The sequence below is a fragment of the Exiguobacterium sp. TNDT2 genome (assembly GCF_003331145.1).
Lineage (GTDB): Bacteria > Bacillota > Bacilli > Exiguobacteriales > Exiguobacteriaceae > Exiguobacterium.
The window spans coordinates 1-19,187 of the sequence record NZ_QLVE01000018.1 but is presented as its reverse complement, the minus strand read 5'-3'; the positions used below and the strand labels follow the sequence as shown (position 1 = coordinate 19,187).

At 49.9% G+C, this 19,187-nt stretch carries 23 protein-coding genes and 2 other annotated features; all 23 genes read right to left on the bottom strand.

The window, feature by feature from the left end; translation table 11 throughout:
• Positions 1 to 21 precede the first annotated feature (21 nt).
• The 23 genes from DPV68_RS09875 to DPV68_RS09765 all read right to left on the bottom strand — a co-directional run bounded on the left by DPV68_RS09875 (position 22) and on the right by DPV68_RS09765 (position 19,001).
• On the bottom strand, positions 22 to 618 hold the full coding sequence (locus DPV68_RS09875) for a class I SAM-dependent methyltransferase (protein WP_114166675.1): 597 nt from the start codon (positions 616 to 618) through the stop codon (positions 22 to 24).
• An 85-nt stretch (positions 619 to 703) separates the two neighbouring features.
• Positions 704 to 1,069 carry a 50S ribosomal protein L7/L12 gene (gene rplL / locus DPV68_RS09870; protein WP_021066596.1) on the bottom strand — a complete coding sequence of 122 codons (366 nt, stop codon included), beginning with the start codon at positions 1,067 to 1,069 and terminating at the stop codon, positions 704 to 706.
• A gap of 59 nt (positions 1,070 to 1,128) precedes the next feature.
• Positions 1,129 to 1,635: a 50S ribosomal protein L10 gene (gene rplJ, locus DPV68_RS09865; protein WP_114166673.1), complete on the bottom strand. Its 507-nt coding sequence runs from the start codon at positions 1,633 to 1,635 to the stop codon at positions 1,129 to 1,131.
• A 45-nt stretch (positions 1,636 to 1,680) separates the two neighbouring features.
• Positions 1,681 to 1,834 (bottom strand) — a sequence feature (ribosomal protein L10 leader region).
• Positions 1,835 to 1,893: 59 nt separating this feature from the next.
• On the bottom strand, positions 1,894 to 2,580 hold the full coding sequence (gene rplA, locus DPV68_RS09860; protein ID WP_114166671.1) for a 50S ribosomal protein L1: 687 nt from the start codon (positions 2,578 to 2,580) through the stop codon (positions 1,894 to 1,896).
• Between the two features lie 98 nt (positions 2,581 to 2,678).
• Positions 2,679 to 3,104 (bottom strand): 50S ribosomal protein L11, encoded by a 426-nt coding sequence (rplK, locus tag DPV68_RS09855; RefSeq protein ID WP_070329252.1) that lies wholly within the window; start codon positions 3,102 to 3,104, stop codon positions 2,679 to 2,681.
• 148 nt (positions 3,105 to 3,252) lie between these two features.
• On the bottom strand, positions 3,253 to 3,804 hold the full coding sequence (gene nusG / locus DPV68_RS09850; RefSeq protein WP_114166670.1) for a transcription termination/antitermination protein NusG: 552 nt from the start codon (positions 3,802 to 3,804) through the stop codon (positions 3,253 to 3,255).
• A 17-nt stretch (positions 3,805 to 3,821) separates the two neighbouring features.
• Positions 3,822 to 3,992 carry a preprotein translocase subunit SecE gene (secE, locus tag DPV68_RS09845; protein ID WP_021066591.1) on the bottom strand — a complete coding sequence of 57 codons (171 nt, stop codon included), beginning with the start codon at positions 3,990 to 3,992 and terminating at the stop codon, positions 3,822 to 3,824.
• A 34-nt stretch (positions 3,993 to 4,026) separates the two neighbouring features.
• Positions 4,027 to 4,173, bottom strand: a complete 147-nt coding sequence (rpmG, locus tag DPV68_RS09840; RefSeq protein WP_114166668.1) for a 50S ribosomal protein L33 — start codon at positions 4,171 to 4,173, stop codon at positions 4,027 to 4,029.
• 127 nt (positions 4,174 to 4,300) lie between these two features.
• The gene (gene sigH / locus DPV68_RS09835) at positions 4,301 to 4,942 is read right to left on the bottom strand and encodes an RNA polymerase sporulation sigma factor SigH (protein WP_114166667.1); all 642 of its coding nucleotides are present in this window, start codon (positions 4,940 to 4,942) and stop codon (positions 4,301 to 4,303) included.
• Positions 4,943 to 5,162: 220 nt separating this feature from the next.
• The gene (locus tag DPV68_RS09830; RefSeq protein WP_114166665.1) at positions 5,163 to 5,690 is read right to left on the bottom strand and encodes an NYN domain-containing protein; all 528 of its coding nucleotides are present in this window, start codon (positions 5,688 to 5,690) and stop codon (positions 5,163 to 5,165) included.
• Positions 5,687 to 6,439: a 23S rRNA (guanosine(2251)-2'-O)-methyltransferase RlmB gene (gene rlmB / locus DPV68_RS09825; RefSeq protein ID WP_114166707.1), complete on the bottom strand. Its 753-nt coding sequence runs from the start codon at positions 6,437 to 6,439 to the stop codon at positions 5,687 to 5,689. The genes DPV68_RS09830 and rlmB overlap by 4 nt, the downstream gene beginning before the upstream one ends.
• 106 nt (positions 6,440 to 6,545) lie before the next feature.
• Complete coding sequence (locus tag DPV68_RS09820; RefSeq protein ID WP_114166663.1) at positions 6,546 to 6,953, bottom strand: Mini-ribonuclease 3; 408 nt, start codon at positions 6,951 to 6,953, stop codon at positions 6,546 to 6,548.
• Positions 6,950 to 8,347 (bottom strand): cysteine--tRNA ligase, encoded by a 1,398-nt coding sequence (gene cysS / locus DPV68_RS09815; RefSeq protein ID WP_114166662.1) that lies wholly within the window; start codon positions 8,345 to 8,347, stop codon positions 6,950 to 6,952. Before cysS ends, DPV68_RS09820 begins: the two co-directional genes overlap by 4 nt.
• Positions 8,316 to 9,005, bottom strand: a complete 690-nt coding sequence (gene cysE / locus DPV68_RS09810; protein ID WP_114166660.1) for a serine O-acetyltransferase — start codon at positions 9,003 to 9,005, stop codon at positions 8,316 to 8,318. Before cysE ends, cysS begins: the two co-directional genes overlap by 32 nt.
• A gap of 49 nt (positions 9,006 to 9,054) precedes the next feature.
• Positions 9,055 to 9,258: a binding site (T-box leader), on the bottom strand.
• Positions 9,255 to 10,712 (bottom strand): glutamate--tRNA ligase, encoded by a 1,458-nt coding sequence (gene gltX / locus DPV68_RS09805; RefSeq protein ID WP_198662290.1) that lies wholly within the window; start codon positions 10,710 to 10,712, stop codon positions 9,255 to 9,257. Its footprint overlaps the feature before it by 4 nt.
• Positions 10,713 to 10,757: 45 nt before the next feature.
• The gene (gene ispF / locus DPV68_RS09800; protein WP_114166656.1) at positions 10,758 to 11,231 is read right to left on the bottom strand and encodes a 2-C-methyl-D-erythritol 2,4-cyclodiphosphate synthase; all 474 of its coding nucleotides are present in this window, start codon (positions 11,229 to 11,231) and stop codon (positions 10,758 to 10,760) included.
• Positions 11,228 to 11,908: a 2-C-methyl-D-erythritol 4-phosphate cytidylyltransferase gene (gene ispD / locus DPV68_RS09795; protein WP_114166654.1), complete on the bottom strand. Its 681-nt coding sequence runs from the start codon at positions 11,906 to 11,908 to the stop codon at positions 11,228 to 11,230. Before ispD ends, ispF begins: the two co-directional genes overlap by 4 nt.
• Before the next feature lie 57 nt (positions 11,909 to 11,965).
• On the bottom strand, positions 11,966 to 13,030 hold the full coding sequence (locus DPV68_RS09790) for a PIN/TRAM domain-containing protein (RefSeq protein ID WP_114166652.1): 1,065 nt from the start codon (positions 13,028 to 13,030) through the stop codon (positions 11,966 to 11,968).
• A 115-nt stretch (positions 13,031 to 13,145) separates the two neighbouring features.
• Positions 13,146 to 14,522 (bottom strand): DNA repair protein RadA, encoded by a 1,377-nt coding sequence (gene radA, locus DPV68_RS09785; RefSeq protein WP_021066579.1) that lies wholly within the window; start codon positions 14,520 to 14,522, stop codon positions 13,146 to 13,148.
• Positions 14,523 to 14,576: 54 nt separating this feature from the next.
• Entirely contained in the window at positions 14,577 to 17,012 is a 2,436-nt protein-coding gene (gene clpC / locus DPV68_RS09780; RefSeq protein WP_114166650.1) for an ATP-dependent protease ATP-binding subunit ClpC, read from the bottom strand.
• A 24-nt stretch (positions 17,013 to 17,036) separates the two neighbouring features.
• Entirely contained in the window at positions 17,037 to 18,044 is a 1,008-nt protein-coding gene (locus tag DPV68_RS09775; RefSeq protein ID WP_232819591.1) for a protein arginine kinase, read from the bottom strand.
• A gap of 35 nt (positions 18,045 to 18,079) precedes the next feature.
• Positions 18,080 to 18,286, bottom strand: a complete 207-nt coding sequence (locus DPV68_RS15065) for a UvrB/UvrC motif-containing protein (protein ID WP_232819590.1) — start codon at positions 18,284 to 18,286, stop codon at positions 18,080 to 18,082.
• Positions 18,287 to 18,533: 247 nt separating this feature from the next.
• A complete protein-coding gene (locus DPV68_RS09765) occupies positions 18,534 to 19,001 on the bottom strand; it encodes a CtsR family transcriptional regulator (RefSeq protein WP_114166644.1) in 468 nt (155 codons plus the stop codon).
• Positions 19,002 to 19,187 lie beyond the last annotated feature (186 nt).

Genomic DNA, 19,187 nt, shown 5'->3' with positions numbered 1-19,187 from the left:
TCAACAAGACTTCACCGTTTGTCAAGAGCGAATTGCTCGGAAAATGAAATAGCCTTTCTCTTTCGCAACCGTCTCGACTTGACCAAATACATCTTCAAGCAACTTTTTGGCAGAAGGCGCTCCTTGTTTCTTTTGAATGACGACATAGAGCGCGCCACCTACGACAAGGTGTGTATACGCCTCACGCAAAATCGTGTGGACCACTTGCTTTCCGGCCCGAATCGGCGGATTGGTCACGATCGCAGCGAATTGTTCATCACCGACCGTGTCGTAAGCGTGGCTGAGTCGCGTCTCGATTGTCACCCCGTTTTGGGCGGCGTTTTGCTCTGACAAGGCAAGCGCTCGCTCGTTCACGTCGACGAGGAGGGCTTCACGCCCAGAGGCGTCGGCAAGCGAGATCCCCATCGGACCGTAGCCGCAGCCCACATCTAAAATGCGCCCTTCAACGTCAGGCATTTCAAATGATTCGATTAAGAGACGTGACCCAAAATCGACCGATCCTTTCGAGAACACGCCGTGGTCCGAGGTGAAGCGATAAGTCTTCCCTCGCAACTCGTACGTCCATGTCTCAGGGGCACTTTTCGAACGAGGGTCGTTCGTATAGTAATGATCTCCCATGCATTGAACCTCCTAACCCACTCTTCAAGGAAATAAAAGAAGCTCGCCATAGCGAGCTTCTATAAGTTGTGAAGTAAAAGTTGGATTACTTAACTTCGACAGTTGCGCCAGCTTCTTCAAGCTTAGCTTTGACTGCGTCTGCATCTTCTTTAGAAACGCCTTCTTTGACTGGAGCCGGAGTTCCGTCAACGAGTGCTTTCGCTTCTTTAAGACCGAGGCCAGTAAGTTCACGAACTGCTTTGATGACGTTGATTTTACCAGCGCCAGCGTTTGTGAGGATGACGTCGAATTCAGTTTGCTCTTCAGCTACTGCTGCGCCTGCACCTGCAACTGCTACTGGAGCTGCTGCTGATACGCCGAATTCTTCTTCGATTGTTTTTACGAGTTCGTTAAGTTCGAGAACCGTCATTGATTTGAGGTCTTCGATGAATTGCTCTTTGTTGAAAGCCATTATGGTTTTCCTCCTTTGATGTTGTGAAGATTGGTTTTGATTACGCTACGAGCCAAAAATTAAGCAGTTTGCTCTTCTTTTTGTTCTGCGATTGCATTTGTTGCGACTGCGAGCCCACGGATTGGAGCTTGAAGTACGCTGAGAAGCATCGAGAGAAGACCTTCGCGTGATGGAAGTTCTGCAAGGGCTTTAACTTCTTCAAGTGAAGAAACTTTGCCTTCGATGATTCCGCCTTTCAATTCGAGCGCTTTGTGCTCTTTCGAGAAGTCGTTCAAGATCTTCGCAGGAGCAACAACGTCTTCGTTCGAGAAGGCGATTGCTGTAGGACCTGTGAAGACTTCGTCAAGACCTTCGAAGTTCGACTGAACTGCCGCGCGGCGAAGAAGACCGTTTTTGTATACTTTGAACTCGATTCCAGCGTCACGGAGTGATTTACGGAGTGTAGTCACTTCTTCAACTGTAAGTCCACGGTAGTCAACGACGATTGTTCCGACGCTCGCTTGCATTTTCTCAGCGATTTCATCGACTAATGCCGATTTCTGAGCTACGATTTTTTCGCTTGCCATGTGTTTGCACCTCCTAGTCAATTCTTATACCGGGCGAGAGGCTGCTCTTCAAAAATAAATCCCTCGTATGAAGACATACGAGGGCGTAATTGTTTGAAAGTAAACCTGTGACAACAGGCTCAAGTTCGAGCAAAGACACCTCGGAAGGGTTTACGGACCGATGTCCACCTTCTGTCTACGGTAATCCAACATATTCGGTTGAACGTGTATTACTTTAACAGCGGTATCACACGTTGTCAACAGTTTATTTCAAGTAGATTACTTGATGAAGTCGGCAGTCGCGACACGGATTCCAGGACCCATTGTCGAAGAAAGCGCGATGTTTTTAAGGTAAGTTCCTTTTGCAGTAGCAGGCTTCACTTTCATGAGCGTCTCGATGATTGTCTCGATGTTCTCAGAGAGTTTTGTTGCTTCAAATGACTTCTTACCAACTGGTACGTGAATGTTACCGGCTTTGTCAACGCGGTATTCTACTTTACCAGCTTTGATGTCCGCGATTGCTTTCGCAACGTCGAACGTGACTGTGCCTGTTTTCGGGTTAGGCATGAGGCCTTTTGGTCCGAGAACGCGACCAAGTTTACCAACTTCACCCATCATATCAGGTGTCGCAACGATTACATCGAAGTCGAACCATCCTTGTTGAATTTTCGTGATGAACTCAGGGTCACCGACGTAGTCAGCGCCAGCTGCTTCAGCTTCTTTAACTTTTTCGCCTTTTGCGAAGACGAGAACTTTTTGTGTTTTACCAGTACCGTGTGGAAGTACGACGGCACCGCGGATTTGTTGGTCCGCTTTCTTCGGATCTACGCCGAGACGGACAGCAACTTCGATTGTTTCATCGAATTTAGCAGTAGCTGTTTTCTGAACGAGTTCAACGGCCTCAGCGAGTTCGTATGACTTCATGCGGTCAACAAGCTTAGCTGCTTCTTGGTGTTTTTTACCCATGATTCTTTTCCTCCTTGTGGTTAGCGGAATTTCCTCCCACATAATGAAGGGATTGAAGGTGAGCATAATATTCACCGACAATCCCAGAGACTAATAAATTAGTCTTCGATTACAATACCCATACTACGCGCAGTACCTTCAACCATAAGCATCGCTGTTTCAACAGACGCTGCGTTAAGGTCAGGCATTTTAAGTTCAGCGATTTCGCGAACTTTATCACGCTTAACCGTTGCTACTTTCTTACGGTTTGGTTCACCAGAACCGCTCTCGATACCAGCAGCTTTCTTCAAAAGAACTGCAGCTGGTGGAGTTTTCGTAATGAATGTAAACGAACGATCTTCGTATACCGTAATGACTACAGGAATAATCAATCCGGCTTGGTCTTGTGTACGAGCGTTGAACTCTTTACAGAATCCCATGATGTTAACACCTGCTTGACCAAGTGCTGGTCCTACTGGTGGTGCTGGGTTAGCTTTACCAGCTGGGATTTGAAGTTTAACGAGTTTAGTAACTTTTTTCGCCACGAGACACACCTCCTTAAGTCTAAAATGTGGTTTCTTGGACGTTGTGCGCCCTCCCACTCAATCTATTAGGTCGAGTTTGTACCGAAATATAGCACAACATCAAACATTTCCGATTGTACCATCCGTTCCCGAGAATGGCAAGTGGGTATTAGTTAATTTTCTGAACTTGTTCGAAATCAAGCTCGATTTTTGTTTCACGGCCGAACATGTCAACGACAACTTTAAGCTTCTCTTTATCGGCTTCGATTTCATCAATCGTTCCTTCGAAGTTCTCAAATGCGCCTTCTTTGACCCGGACGAGGTCGCCGAGTTCGTAATTGTAACGATCCTTCTTCTCAATGAGTCCCATCTGCGACAACACGTTCGTCACTTCGTCCGGTTGAAGTGGAATCGGCTTAGCGCCTCCGCCCGTTGAACCAAGGAAGCCTGTGACGTTCGGAGTGTTCCGAACGACATACCACGAGTCGTCCGTCATAATCATCTCGACGAAGACGTAGCCTGGGAAGCTTTTTACTTCTTTTTCTTTAATCTTCTTTTCGCCACTCTTGAGCGTGACTTCTTCTTGCGTTGTTTCAGTCGGAACGAGGACGCGGAAAATTTTATCTTCCATGTTCATCGAACCGATTCGACGTTCTAGGTTTTCTTTGACGTTGTTTTCAAATCCAGAATACGTCTGGACAACAAACCATTGCTTCTCCACGGCTTTCACCTCTTTCCTTAGTTAATCAATAGATTGACGAGATAACTGACGCCAGTATCTACGCCGAACACGAACAGGCCGACCACGACGACCGTCGCGATGACCGTAATGGTATATTTTGTGAGTTCTTTACGAGTTGGCCAACTCGTTTTCTTTAACTCTTTCCATACATCGCGCAAAAAGTTCATAGTAGTTTCCTCCTACGTTGAATGCCAATCTACATTACTTCGATTCTCGATGTGTCGTATGCGCATTGCAACACCGACAGAACTTTCTCAGCTCAAGCCGTGTCGTCACGTCGTCTTGCTTCATAGTCGAATAACCGCTCGACCCGCATTCCGAACACGCGAGATTTACTTTCTTTGCCATTCATGAGCGCCCCTTTCGATAGCTCTCCCATAAAAAAGAGCGAAAAAAAAACGCCTCCTGTAAATGGCGTCTACGGACAAGGCGCTGCCTTAAAAATATCACATAGGAGGCGTGCGGTCAACATCAGTTAGCTCGTCATCGTTTTAACGTCGACATGCCGCTCAAACTTTTTCTTCACGCGCTGTAACGCGTTATCAATTGATTTCACGTGCCGGTCGAGGTCGTCTGAGATTTCTTGATACGAGCGGCCGTCTAAATAAAGGCGCAACACTTTTCGTTCCAAGTCACTCAGGAGCTCTTCCATCTTTTCTTCCATGAACAGTTGTTCTTCTCGTGTCACGAGCAAATCCTGCGGGTCCGTGGGATGTGTCGGTAAAATTACATCGAGCAACGTCCGGTCCGACTCGTCGTCAAAAATCGGCTTATCGAGCGAGACATACGAATTGAGCGGAATGTGTTTTTGACGGGTCGCCGTTTTGATGGCGGTGATCATTTGACGGGTGATGCACATCTCGGCAAAACTTTTAAATGAGGCGAGCCGTTCATCACGATAATCACGGACACCTTTGTATAGACCAATCATACCTTCTTGGACGATATCCTCGTGATCGGCGCCGATTAAAAAGTAAGATCTAGCTTTTGCCCGCACAAAATACCGGTAGCGCTCTATCAAAAACTCAAGAGCGTCGCTATCCCCGTCATTTCGCGAACGATAAACGAGTTCTTCGTCGGACATGCTTTCAAAATGATCATATGGCCATCCGTTCATATTTCATACCTCCCGGCGATTGATGAACTTATGTAGGTTTGTGCTCTCATTATAGGCGTCAGTTAAAACGACCGTCAAACAAATTCTAAAAATTCCGTTAATTACAATTTGTATAACTCATACATGTATTAGTATACAACATTCCCTCTCTCATAAATGTCAAAGTTAAAACAAAAAACGAGTCCATTTTATGAACTCGTCCGTGAGATCGTTGCCTGCTTCATTTGCGGCGACGCATTTCTTCCAATCGGGCTCTTACCTCCGGGGAAAGATCGATTGTTTTTCGGTTTGACCTGTCCTGCTCGAGTGCTGATCGCTCTTTTTCAATCAATACCTGAGCATGTTTCCAATCTTTCAGCAACTCATTGGCAGGAACCCGGAGCGCTCCTTGTCCAAAGATGACCCACTGTTCTGTAAAATCATTCGTCGCCACAAACAGGGTCACGAGCCGGTCGTCGACAAGGTCATGGGCACGGCGTTCAATCCATTCATCCGCTGTCTCATTTTCCTTCGTGTAGACGACCGCGACACGACTCTGCTTCGCTTTCGATTCTCGTCCATAACGCATATGGGCATCGAAGACAATCGTCACTTCTCGACCCGTGACCGCTTGATACTCGGCCATCGCTTCGATCAAGTCGTTGCGTGCCTTCTCAAAATCGATGTCACGCAGCTTTCGGAGGTGCGGCCACGCACCAATGATGTTATACCCATCCACGAGGAGCAGTTCCCGTTTCTTGATGCTCATGACAATGGGTTACGTGAGCGATGCACTTCATACAAAAGAAGCGCGGCTGCGACCGAGGCGTTCAGCGACGTAACGTGACCGACCATTGGCATATGGACGAGGAAGTCGCACGATTCCCGTACGAGGCGGCTCATCCCTTTACCTTCACTACCGATGACGACGACGAGCGGCATATTCCCATCGAGACGACGATAGTCTTGGCTCTCGCTCGCGTCTGTCCCGACGACCCATAGCCCTTTCTCTTTCAACTCTTCAAGCGTCCGTGTCAAGTTCGTGACGCGCGCGACCGGGATGTATTCGATCGCGCCAGTTGAAGCTTTTGCCACTGTCTGCGTCAAACCGACCGAACGGCGCTTCGGAATGATAATCCCATGTGCTCCGACCGCATCCGCCGTCCGTAGAATCGAACCGAGGTTATGCGGGTCTTCGAGTTCATCCAGTAGGATGAACAGCGGTGTTTCTCCTTTTGACTCGGCGAGCGCGAACATGTCCTCAATCGACTTATATTCGTAGGCGGCGACCGCGGCGACGACACCTTGGTGATGTTCGCTGCCGGCCATCTTCTCAAGTTTCGTCTTCGGAACGAATGAGATTTGGACTGACGCCTCGTTTGCCATGCTGATGATTTGAGCGAGCGGTCCTTTCTGTTGTCCTTCCATAATGAAAACCTTGTTCATATCGCGACCGCTCCGGAGCGCTTCCATCACCGGATTGCGTCCGTAAAGGAAATCAATCCCTTCTTCGGGCACGTCAACTTCTTGATAATCTGGTCGTTCTAGTTTTTGACGCTTCGGGCGTTCATTTCGTTCGCCGCGCGGGCGGTCGAATGAACGTTGCTCCTGCGTGCGTCCTCCGTCATGTCGTTTCGAATGACTCGGTTTCGAGCCATGTGAACGCTTGTTCGATGAGTTCTTCAAGACGATCCCTTCTTTCCATTAGATATGTGTAACCAATCAATGCCTCGAACGCGGTCGAGTACCGATACGTATGAACATCTGTCCGCTTCGGGATTGAACCGGATTTCGCATTTTTTCCGCGTCGGACAACAGCTGTCTCGTCCTCGCTCAAGACGCCTGTCTCGAGCCAATGGGTCACCACCCCGGCTTGGGCGCCCGCATTCACGTAACGGATGGCGCCACGGTGGAGATCGTTCGGTTTCGTCATCCCTTGGCCGAGAAGACGCCTCCGTACCGCCATTTCATAGACGGCGTCACCCATGTAGGCGAGGGCGAGGGCGTTCAATTGAGGAGCTTGTTGTTTCATAACCTCTTCCACCGTACCCCTTGAGCCGTATCCTCGAGTTGAATGTTCTGGTCTTTCAAGAGATCCCGAATTTCATCGGCGCGGGCGAAGTTTCGCTCCGCGCGGGCCGTATTCCGCTCTTGGATCAATTGATTGATATCCGCGTCGAGCAGCTCCGCCTCTGCTTTGATTGTCAACCCGAGCACACTTGTCAACTCTTCGAATAGGGTGATCACGTGTTTGAGCGTGTCTTTCGAGACGTGGTCGGCTTTCGCATAGATGTTGGCTTCACGCGCCAAATCAAACAAGACCGTTACCGCGTTTGCCGTGTTGATGTCATCATCCATCGCCTCGATAAAGGCTGCTTTGATTGTCGTGAGTTTACGTTCCATCGCCTCACTCGGCTCTCCCAGGCCAGCTGTGACGGATAGACGGTATTCGACGTTTTGATATGACTCCTTGATGCGATCCCAGCCGTTCGCCGCTTGTTCAATCAACTCACGACTATAGTTGATCGGATGACGATAGTGGACCGACAACATGAAGAAGCGGAGCACCATCGCGTCCACTTCCTTCAACGCCTCATGGACGAGCAGGAAGTTCCCGAGCGATTTGGACATCTTCTCGTTCTCGATATTGATGAACCCGTTATGCAGCCAGTAGTTGGCGAACTTCGTATGGTTGCACGCCTCCGACTGGGCGATCTCGTTCTCGTGGTGCGGGAACTTGAGGTCGTGTCCTCCGGCATGGATATCGATTGTTGCGCCAAGGTGTTTCTTTGCCATCGCCGAGCATTCGATGTGCCAGCCCGGACGACCTTGCCCCCATGGGCTCGCCCATGCCGGCTCGCCTGGCTTCGCCGCTTTCCACAAAACGAAATCGAGCGGATCTTCTTTCTTTTCTCCGACGTCGACGCGTGAACCCGCGCGCAAGTCTTCGATTGATTGCTGGCTCAATTTGCCGTACGTCTCAAATTTACGGGTCCGGAAATAGACATCCCCACCCGCCTCATACGCAAAATCTTGCGTCTCAAGTTCGCTGATGAACGTGATAATCTCGTCCATCGTGTCTGTGACGCGTGGATGGACGTCAGCCGGTAAGACGTTCAAGGCGCCAGTGTCTTCCAGATAGGCGTCGATATAACGGTTCGTCAGAGTCCCGACGTCCTCACCGAGTTCGTTCGCGGTCCGGATGATCTTATCGTCCACATCCGTGAAATTAAGGACGTATTTGACATCATAGCCCCGATACGATAAGTAGCGACGAACCGTATCAAAGGCGATGGCCGGTCGGGCGTTGCCGACATGAATGTAATTGTAGACGGTCGGTCCACATACGTACATCGACACTTTCCCCGGGACGATCGGTACGAACGGTTCTTTCTTATTCGTGAGGCTGTTGTAAAACTGAATCATGTGTGTTTTCCTCCATCCGTTTCTCTAATGACGCAAGCTTTCGTTGCAAATCAGCGACGGCCGTTTCGAGCCGTTCTTGGCATTCGCGGTCCGGGTCCGGCAATCGATGATCGAGGTCGTGTTGTTTGACCCGCTCCCCGTTTCGGATGACGACACGGCCTGGGATCCCGACGACGGTCGAGTCGGACGGGACGTCTTTTAAGACGACGGAACTCGCCCCGATTTTGACGCAATCGCCAATCGTAATATTTCCGAGCACTTTGGCTCCGGCCGAGATGAGCACATCGTTCCCGATGGTCGGATGTCGCTTCCCTTTCTCTTTGCCCGTCCCGCCGAGCGTCACACCTTGATAAATGGTCACGTTATTGCCGATGATGGCAGTCTCACCGATGACGATGCCGAATCCGTGGTCGATGAACACCCCTTCGCCGATCACCGCACCGGGATGAATCTCAATTCCCGTCAACCAACGGCTCGTCTGGGCAATCATTTTTGCCAACAATTTCACCTTACGCGTCCATAGTCCGTGGGCAATTCGATGTGCCCAAAGCGCATGCAAACCAGGATATGTTAATATGACTTCTGCTTTCGAGCGGGCAGCCGGATCGAGTTCGAGCACGTTCCGAATATCTTCGCTCACACTTTTCCAAAATCCCATAATTGTTCTCCTTTTCTATATCAAAAACAAAGACGCCCCTGTGCCAAGGCACAGAGACGCCGTAAGCGCGGTTCCACTCTGTTTGGGATAGTTCCCCTCTCATGTCTCGTTAACGCCGAGTCGCGGTTCCGACTACGTATCGCCGGAACGGCTCCGAGGTGCACTTCGACGGGGGACGCTTCTAGAACTTCCAGCCTAGGTTCTAGTCTCTGATAAGTGTCATACCGCTTACTTTCCTCATCGTTGCCTTTAAGCTAATAATGTTGTGAGACGTGCCAAGACACGCTCTTTGCCAATTAATGAAATCGCGTTCGGAAGCTCTGGTCCGTGCGTCTGCCCGGTCGTCGCAACTCGGATCGGCATGAACAAGTTCTTTCCTTTTTGGCCAGTCGCCTTTTGTGTCGCTTTCGTCGCTGCTTTGACGGCCTCCGGTGTGAAGTCCTCAATCGCTTCAAGTTGAGTTTTGAATTCGGCGAGGACAGCCGGTACCGTTTCACCAGCAAGGACCGCATTGGCCGCTTCGTCATATTCGACCTCATCCTTGAAGAACAAATCCGTCAACGACACGATTTCAGCGCCGTGCGTCATCTGTTCTTTATAGAGGGCGATGAGCGCCGTCGCCCAATCCGCCTGTTCAATCGACAAAGCGTGCGGTAAACGTCCTGCTTCTTGTAAGAATGGTAAACTGAGTGCCACTACTTCGTCAAGCGAAGCTTGTTTCATGTAGACACTGTTGATCCAGGCAAGCTTCTGTTGGTCGAAGACAGCCGGACTCTTCGACAAACGACCCGCATCAAACATCTCGATGAACGCTTCCTTCGTGAAGATTTCCTCTTCTCCGACCGGTGACCACCCGAGGAGCGAGATGAAGTTAAAGAGTGCCCCCGGAAGGTAACCGAGGTCGGCATACTGCTCGATGAATTGGATGATCGACTCATCACGCTTCGATAACTTCTTATGGTTCTCGTTATAAATCAATGTCATATGACCAAACGCCGGATAGTCCCAACCGAGCGCATCATACACCATCATCTGTTTCGGTGTGTTGGCGATATGGTCGTCCCCACGCAACACATGGCTGATTTTCATCAAGTGGTCGTCGACAACAACGGCAAAGTTATACGTCGGGATCCCGTCTTGTTTAACGATGACCCAGTCGCCGAAGTCTTTCGACTCGAACGAGACGTCCCCTTTGACGACATCCGTCCACTTGTATGTGACCCCTTCTGGTACGCGAATCCGAATCGATGGTTTACGTCCCTCGGCTTCGAACGCCGCACGCTCTTCGTCGCTCAAGTTACGATGTGCTCCTGAATAACGTGGTGCCTCGCCGCGTGCGATTTGGGCTTCGCGTTCCGCCTCAAGTTCTTCAGACGTCATATAACACTTATATGCGAGCCCCTTGTCCATCAATTCGTTCACGTATTGATTGTAAAGGTCGAGACGCTCCATTTGGAAATAAGGACCGAATTCGCCGCCGCGGCCTGGACCTTCATCCCAATCGATGCCGAGCCATTCCAAGTATTTCATTTGACTCTCGACCCCGTTCTCGACGTTCCGTTTCTGGTCCGTATCCTCGATTCGGAGAATCATCTTCCCGCCAGCATGGCGAGCATATAAATAGTTAAATAGCGCGGTCCGGGCGTTCCCGATATGAAGGTGACCCGTCGGACTCGGCGCATAGCGTACGCGCACTTCACTCATAATATTTCCACCTTTCTTCTCTTCTGCCCAAATAGTATACCACTTTTGTCAAGCACGGTTGAGCAGGATGACCGCCTGAGCGGCAATTCCTTCTTCACGTCCTGTGAAGCCGAGCTTTTCCGTCGTCGTCGCTTTGACGTTCACTTGGCCGATATCCGCCTCAAGCAACTCGGCAATCACCGCTCGCATGTCGTCGATGTACGTTCGGAGCTTCGGCCGCTCCGCCATCACCGTCGCATCGACGTTGCCAAGCACATAGCCTTCTGCTTTGACGAGTTGCCAGACGTGCTGCAACAGCACTTTCGAATCCGCATCTTTAAAGTTCGGGTCCGTGTCCGGGAAATGCTTACCAATATCGCCCGCTGCAATTGCCCCGAGCGCCGCGTCGGCAATCGTGTGCAACAAGACGTCCGCATCCGAGTGGCCAAGCAGGCCACGATCGTGTGGAATCTCAATGCCTCCTAAAATGAGCGGACGCCCTTCAGCGAACGCGTGTACATCAAATCCTTGTCCGATTCTCATCGATAGTCCTCCTTCGTTAAAATCGCTTCCCCGAATAATAAATCTTCCTGCGTTGTCATTTTAATGTTGTGATAGTCACCTGTAAGGACAGTCACTCTTTTACCTGCCCACTCGAATAAACTCGCGTCGTCCGTCCCGATGAATCCAGACGTTTCTGCCTGATCATGGACCGCTCGGATGTCAGCCGCAGGAAACGCTTGCGGGGTTTGCGCCAGCCATAACGCCTCACGTGGCACCGTCTGTGTGATTTGTCCGGCTGCGACTTGTTTGACCGTGTCTTTGACCGGGACGGCAAGAATCGCACCTTCCATCTGGCCGGCTTCCGCGATAGCGTGAAGTTGATCGATACGCACGAACGGCCGCGCCCCGTCATGAATCAAGACGACGCCATCCGGATCGACGGCTTGTAGACCGGCCCGAACGCTCTGTTGTCGTTCTTCCCCGCCCGTCACGTATGTAACCGGGGTATCTAGATGATGAAATTGTCGCTCGAACCACTCTTGTTCTTCCGGGCGCACCGCAAGAACAATGCGTTCACACCATGAATCTTTCGAGAACGCTTCGACCGTCCAGACGATAATCGGCTTTCCTTGTAGTGTTAGCATCAATTTATTCTCATCGGTTCCCATCCGCTTTCCTTTCCCCGCGGCTGGGATGACCACCGTATAATGCACCATTCCATTCACCTCTGTTCGTGAAAAAAAGAGAGCGCAAATGCGTCTCTTTTTCCATGCTTATTCAGGACGAGCAAAAATCATACGGCCAGCCGAGGTTTGAAGCACGCTTGTCACGACAACAGGCAACGTCTTCGAAATCAGCTTGCGCCCACCTTCAACGACGACCATTGTGCCGTCTTCGAGATAGGCGACGCCTTGATTTTGTTCTTTTCCTTCTTTGATGACCGTCACGACCATTTCTTCCCCCGGGATGACAATCTGTTTAACCGAATTGGCCAAATCATTAATGTTCAACACCGGGACGTTTCGAACTTCGCACACTTTGTTCAAGTTGTAGTCGTTCGTCACGACGATACCTTTTTTTAGCTCGGCCAACTTGATCAATTTAATGTCCACTTCGGCGACATCTTCAAAATCGCCGTCATAAATCTCGACTTCGATGCGGTCGTTGTCTTGCAGCTCCTTCAAAATGTCGAGGCCGCGACGACCACGGTTCCGCTTCAACGTATCCGATGAATCAGCAATATATTGAAGCTCACCGATGACGAATTGCGGTACAATGAGCGTCCCTTCGATGAAACCGGTCTTCGAAATGTCGGCGATCCGACCATCGATGATGACGCTCGTATCCAAAATCTTATCATTCGAGCGGCGCAACGGTTCTGCTTCCGGCTTCTCGCGTTCGCTCTTGACGAACAATTTAATCCATTCATTCCGCTTCCGGTAGCCGACAGCGAAACCAAAGTATCCGAACAAGGCGGTTACGAAAATCGGTACGATTTTGCTGAGTAAGAAGATATTTGTTACTTCTAATGAGACACTGATCAAAAAGGCAATCAACAAACCAATAATCAATCCGATCGACCCGAACAAAATATCGCCGACAGGTAAACGGACGAGCCGTTCTTCAACAAAACGGATAAATTTAACGACCCCATCGGTCAAGAACAAACTAAGAATGAAGAAGATAAGTCCACCAATCAAACTAGCTACGTAAGGAATCGTCAACCAAGCTGGTACATTCACTCCGAGGTCCTCTAATAGCAACATCGCTTCGATAATGCCAAACCAACCAACGACGAGTCCGATTAAAATAAATCCGATTCGCACAGCAATCTTCACTCATTCCACCTCCTTCATTATGAATTTAAATTACAAAAAATTAACACTTTCATTGTAACACGGTTTTTTTGAGAGCGTTCGTTACAAAGCGTTAAAAACTGTTAGAAGCGCCCCGTTAGAACGGAATGGCGAGTTGAAGCGCTTCATCGACAGTGCTGACACCGACGACATCGATGCCAGGTGGGGCTGTCCAGCCCCCGAGGTTGTTTTTTGGAATGATGGCCCGGGTGAAACCGAGCTTGGCCGCTTCGGCGACACGTTGCTCAATCCGGGATACACGCCGGACTTCCCCAGTCAAGCCAACTTCCCCGATACACACATCCGTCGGACGAGTCGGGCGATCCCGGAAGCTTGACGCGATTGAGATGCAAATCGCCAAGTCGATGGCCGGCTCATCCAGTTTGACTCCACCCGCCGCTTTCAAATAAGCATCTTGCGTTTGGAGCAAGAGACCCGAACGTTTCTCAAGGACGGCCATGAGGAGGGCGACCCGGTTCTGATCGATCCCGGTCGCCATCCGACGTGGGTTTCCGAACGAGGTCGGGGAAATTAGTGCCTGAAGCTCGACGAGCACGGTCCGCGTCCCTTCCATCGAGGCGACGACCGTGGAGCCAGAGACGCCAGCAGTTCGTTCTTCTAAGAAAATTTCAGACGGATTGAGGACTTCTTCGAGCCCGCCTTCCTTCATTTCAAAGATGCCAATCTCGTTCGTCGAGCCGAACCGGTTTTTCACGGCCCGCAAAATCCGGAACGTATGGTGACGTTCTCCTTCAAAGTAAAGGACGGCGTCGACCATGTGCTCGAGCAGACGAGGACCGGCAATCGAACCTTGTTTCGTCACGTGACCGACGATAAAGACAGCCACGCCTCGTGTTTTAGCGATTTTCATGAGTGCTGCCGTACATTCCCGCACTTGGGCGACACTACCTGGTGCCGATTGGATTTCATCCATATAGACGGTTTGAATCGAGTCGATGATGACGAACCCTGGTTCTTCTTCATCGATGACCCGTTCAATCATCAACATGTCCGTCTCGGCAAGGACGTATAAATCCTCGGTCGGGAGGCCGAGTCGTTCAGCTCGGAGTTTCGTCTGTTTGAGCGATTCTTCCCCGGAAATATAGAGCACTTTCCGTCCACTGTGCGCCAAATGGGCACTCACTTGAAGGAGGATGGTCGACTTCCCGATGCCCGGGTCCCCACCGACGAGGACAAGCGATCCTGGGACAATCCCGCCCCCGAGCACGCGATCAAACTCTTGGCTATTTGTATGGACGCGCGTCTCTTCTTGCGATACGACGTCTGACAGACGTTCCGGTTTCAATTGTCTCGAGGAACTATGGACGAACGCGGCACCCCGTTTCGCCTTTTTCTCTTCGACAAACTCTTCGACGAGCGTGTTCCATTCATTACAACCTGGGCAACGTCCCATCCATTTTGCGGATTCGTATCCGCATGACTGACATACGTATTTCGTTTTAATTTTTGCCATGATGTTCCTTTCCGTCTAAAAAAGCTCCCTCACATGAGAGAGGGAGCCTTGTAGTTACTGAACGACACCTTCATTACGGACGACGAATTCGCCGTCTTGTACATCGAGCGCCACTTTGCTGCCTTTTGTGATGCTGCCGCTGAGCATCGCCTCTGAGAGTCGGTCCTCAACCTCACGCTGAAGTGCACGGCGGAGTGGACGAGCCCCGTATTCCGGATCGTACCCGACTTCAGCGATTTTCTCGAGCGCTGATTCGGTGAGACTGAAATCAATGCCTTGTTCGCCGAGACGTTTCGTAAGTGTCTCGGCCATAAGTTTGACAATTTCTTGGATGTGCTCTTTTTGAAGCGAGTGGAAGACAGTGATCTCGTCAATCCGGTTCAAGAACTCGGGACGGAACGCTTTCTTTAATTCTTCCATAACTTTATCTTTCATTTCCGTATATTCACGCTTCACATCATCTTCAACAGTGAATCCGACGTACTTGTTCCGTTTGAGCGCTGCCGCACCGACGTTTGACGTCATAATGATGACCGTGTTCCGGAAATCGACCGTACGCCCTTTCGAGTCTGTCAAGCGACCGTCATCGAGCACTTGGAGCAAGATATTGAACACTTCAGGGTGAGCCTTTTCAATCTCATCAAGCAAGATGACCGAATATGGCTTGCGGCGAACCTTCTCTGTCAATTGACCGCCCTCTTCATAACCGACGTAACCTGGAGGCGATCCAACGAGACGACTCGTCGCGTGTTTCTCCATGTACTCAGACATGTCGATTCGGATGATGGCGTCTTCGTCACCGAACAACGCTTCAGCCACAGCCCGAGCCAACTCGGTTTTCCCGACACCCGTTGGTCCGAGGAAGACAAACGACCCAATCGGACGTTTTGGATCTTTCAATCCGGCACGAGCCCGGCGAATCGCCCGCGAAATCGACTTGACGGCCTCATCTTGACCGATGACCCGGCCGTGGAGAATCGATTCGAGTTTAAGGAGACGATCTGTTTCTTCTTCGGCGATCTTCGTCACCGGGACACCCGTCCAGTTGGCGACGACTTGTGCGATATCTTCTTTCGTTACTTCGAGTTTTTCGTTCCCTTGCTTATTCTGCCATTCCGACTTGAGCTGTTCGAGCTCATCACGGAGTTTCTGCTCGGTATCACGTAGCGAGGCAGCCTTCTCGAACTCTTGACTCTGTACAGCCGAATCTTTCTCTTTACGGATTGACTCAAGACGAGCCTCGAGTTCTTTCAAGTTCGGCGGTGCCGTGAATGAGCGAAGTCTTACTTTCGAAGCAGCCTCATCGATGAGGTCGATCGCTTTATCAGGAAGGAAGCGGTCCGAGATGTAGCGGTCCGAGAGCACGACAGCTTCATGAATCGCTTCATCTGTGATCGTTACGCGATGGTGTGCCTCGTAGCGGTCACGTAATCCAAAGAGGATTTGTTCCGCCTCATCCGCCGTCGGTTCATTGACTTGAATCGGCTGGAATCGGCGCTCGAGTGCCGCATCTTTCTCGATGTATTTCCGGTACTCATCAAGTGTCGTCGCCCCGATACATTGGAGTTCGCCACGTGCGAGTGACGGTTTCAAAATATTCGACGCGTCGATTGCGCCTTCAGCGCCGCCAGCTCCAATCAATGTGTGCAATTCGTCGATGAAAAGAATGACGTTCCCAGCTTGGCGAATCTCATCCATTACTTTTTTCAATCGGTCCTCAAATTCACCGCGGTATTTCGTTCCGGCGACGAGCGTTCCCATATCAAGTACCATGACACGTTTATTACGAAGAGTTTCTGGAACTTCGTTATTAATGATCTGTTGAGCGAGACCTTCGACGACTGCCGTTTTCCCGACCCCTGGTTCCCCAATGAGGACCGGGTTATTTTTTGTCCGGCGAGACAACACTTCGATGACGCGTTGAATCTCGCCAGCGCGGCCGATGACTGGGTCAAGACGCGACTCACGCGCCTGTTGGGTCAAGTCACGGGCCAAGCCGTCAAGTGTCGGTGTAGCAGCGCTTGTACCTGGTTGTGATGCGTTCGCTGACGACTCAGTATTGCCTAAGAGCTGGAGCACTTGCTGACGTGCCTTCGTCAAACTGACTCCAAGGTTATTCAAGACACGAGCCGCCACACCTTCACCTTCACGAATCACACCAAGTAAAATGTGCTCGGTGCCGACGTAAGAATGTCCAAGTTTTCGAGCCTCGTCCATCGAGAGTTCGATCACTTTTTTTGCACGCGGTGTATAATGAATTGTTGAGCCGTTTTCTGATCCACGGCCAATGAGTGCCTCTACTTCTTGTTGAATCTTTTCAGACGTGAGTCCGAGAGCGAACAGTGCTTTAGCAGCAATCCCTTCCCCTTCACGGACGAGTCCGAGTAAAATATGTTCCGTACCAATATTATGATGGCCAAGTCGTACCGCTTCCTCTTGTGCTAAAGCTAATACGCGCTGAGCTCGTTCTGTAAATCGACCAAACATCATTGACAAAACCTCCTTAAAGTTGGATCAAACTAAGCCATGATCTAACGTTCGACGAACGAGAGTCGCTCGTTCGCGATCTCGTTCTTTCGTAGATAATGTTTTCCCGAAATGTTTTTGTAGGAAACCTGATTGGAGCTTTACAATTAATTCGTGGAACTGGGGTGGACTCCAGTCCGATAAAATACCAAGGTCACTTGCCAAGTGAAGATCGGATAGGCGTTCGATGGCCTCTGTTGACGATAGCAGTTTGGCATACCGTAAAATCCCATATGAGCGATAAAAATGATCTTCTAGCTCGTCTTGGTTGCGAGCCAAGAGCTCTTCGCGGGCTTGTCGCTCTGCTTGGATGACTTGTTCCGTGATTTCCATGAAGTCGGTTAACAGTTGGGCTTCATGACTCCCTAACGTGCGCTGGTTCGATAGTTGGAATAATCGACCCGCCGCATCACTGCCTTCCCCGTAACGCCCCCGAATCGTGTATCCGAGCTTACGAAGTTCTTTTAGAATAGGAGTTATCCGTCCGGTCAACGTCAATCCCGGCAGATGAAGCATCACCGAGGCGCGTAGACCCGTCCCGATATTACTTGGACAAGTTGTCAAATAACCTAGCTGTTCATCAAATGCGTAAGGAAGGGACTCTCCACAGAGGGCATCGACACGTTTAGCCAGTTCGAAAGCCTCTTCTACTTGATAACCTGGGAGTAGCGTTTGAATTCGTAGATGATCTTCTTCATTAATGAGTACGCTGATGGTCTCATCTTCGCTTAAAAAGACGGCACTTTGTTCTTTCCCGGCAATCGTCGGGCTAATCAAATGCTTTTCAACTAGCGCTTGTCGGGTCACTTGATCATAATCACCCATATGCAGATACTCAAAACCCTGCAATCCTCCAAGTGACGTTTCAATCCGTTCACAAAGTTGATGTTGTCCTTCTTCCGATAAAACAGGAGAAAAAACGGTATCTTTTAAATTGCGTGCTAGACGGATACGAGTCGAGATGACCAAATCATCTAACTTGGCTCGCTCTCTCATTTTAGGACCAAGTGGATGTTTAAGATAAGACTCCATCACGCCTCACCTCGCCCTTTCAATTGATTAATCTCTTTTTTCAGCCTGGCTGCGCGTTCATAATCTTCTTGTTCGACGGCTCGTTCCAACTCCCCTGCTAATTTTGCAAGTCGCTCTTCGATTCGCTCGTCGGGAGTCCGTAACGCATCTGGTATCGAACCTACATGTTTATCATGGCCTTGTTGATACTGACGTGTGATTTTCATCAATTCTTCGCGAAAAACGGTATAACAAGTAGTACAGCCCGCTTTTCGAAGATGAGCTAATTCAGTTTGTGTCAACTGACAGCCTGGGCACCGTTTCACGACCGGTACATAACCTGACATGAGTTCTACTGTACAATTACGACATAGTTTACGCGTTACAGGAATTCCATTCTCCACTACTTGAATTTCATTGACGGCAGGTCGCCGTTTGCATCGTTCACATAGCATAGATGTATGCCTCCGTCAGTCAATGGTAACTAAGTAATTTCATTAATGCGAGTAACTGTTGTCTTCGAATCAAGTGTCGATCTTCGGCGTTCAAGCCGAGCGCTTCATCTGACAACAAGTGGTACAGCAAACGAACTTCTCGTTCACTTAACATCCCTTCTTCAAACAAGCGAATCAATATGTTCTCGACAAGTTGTTCAGAAAGACGAGGATGATCGTGTAAAATATCCATCAAACTAGCCAACACGTCTTGTTTTTCATGCAAAATCACACGACGAATGCGAATGTATCCTCCGCCTCCACGCTTACTTTCGACCAAATATCCTTTTTCGACCGTAAAACGCGTATTGATGACGTAGTTGATTTGAGACGGAACACACTCGAAACGCTTAGCGATATCTTGCCGTTTAATTTCAATCGCTTCGGCCTGGCTCTCCTTCAGCACTTGCTTCAAATACTGTTCGATTACATCCGATATGTTTCTCATCTCCACCACCCTCTGACCATCTTTGACTTTTGACTATATTCTATCATTGATTCAAAAAAAGGCAAACGAAAAGCGATGTCGCAACTGCGACATCGCTAGATATACAAAAAAAGAACGACTAAGCGGATGCTCGATCGTCCTTCGCGTTGGCCTGGCAACGTCCTATCCTCGCAGGGGGAGACCCCC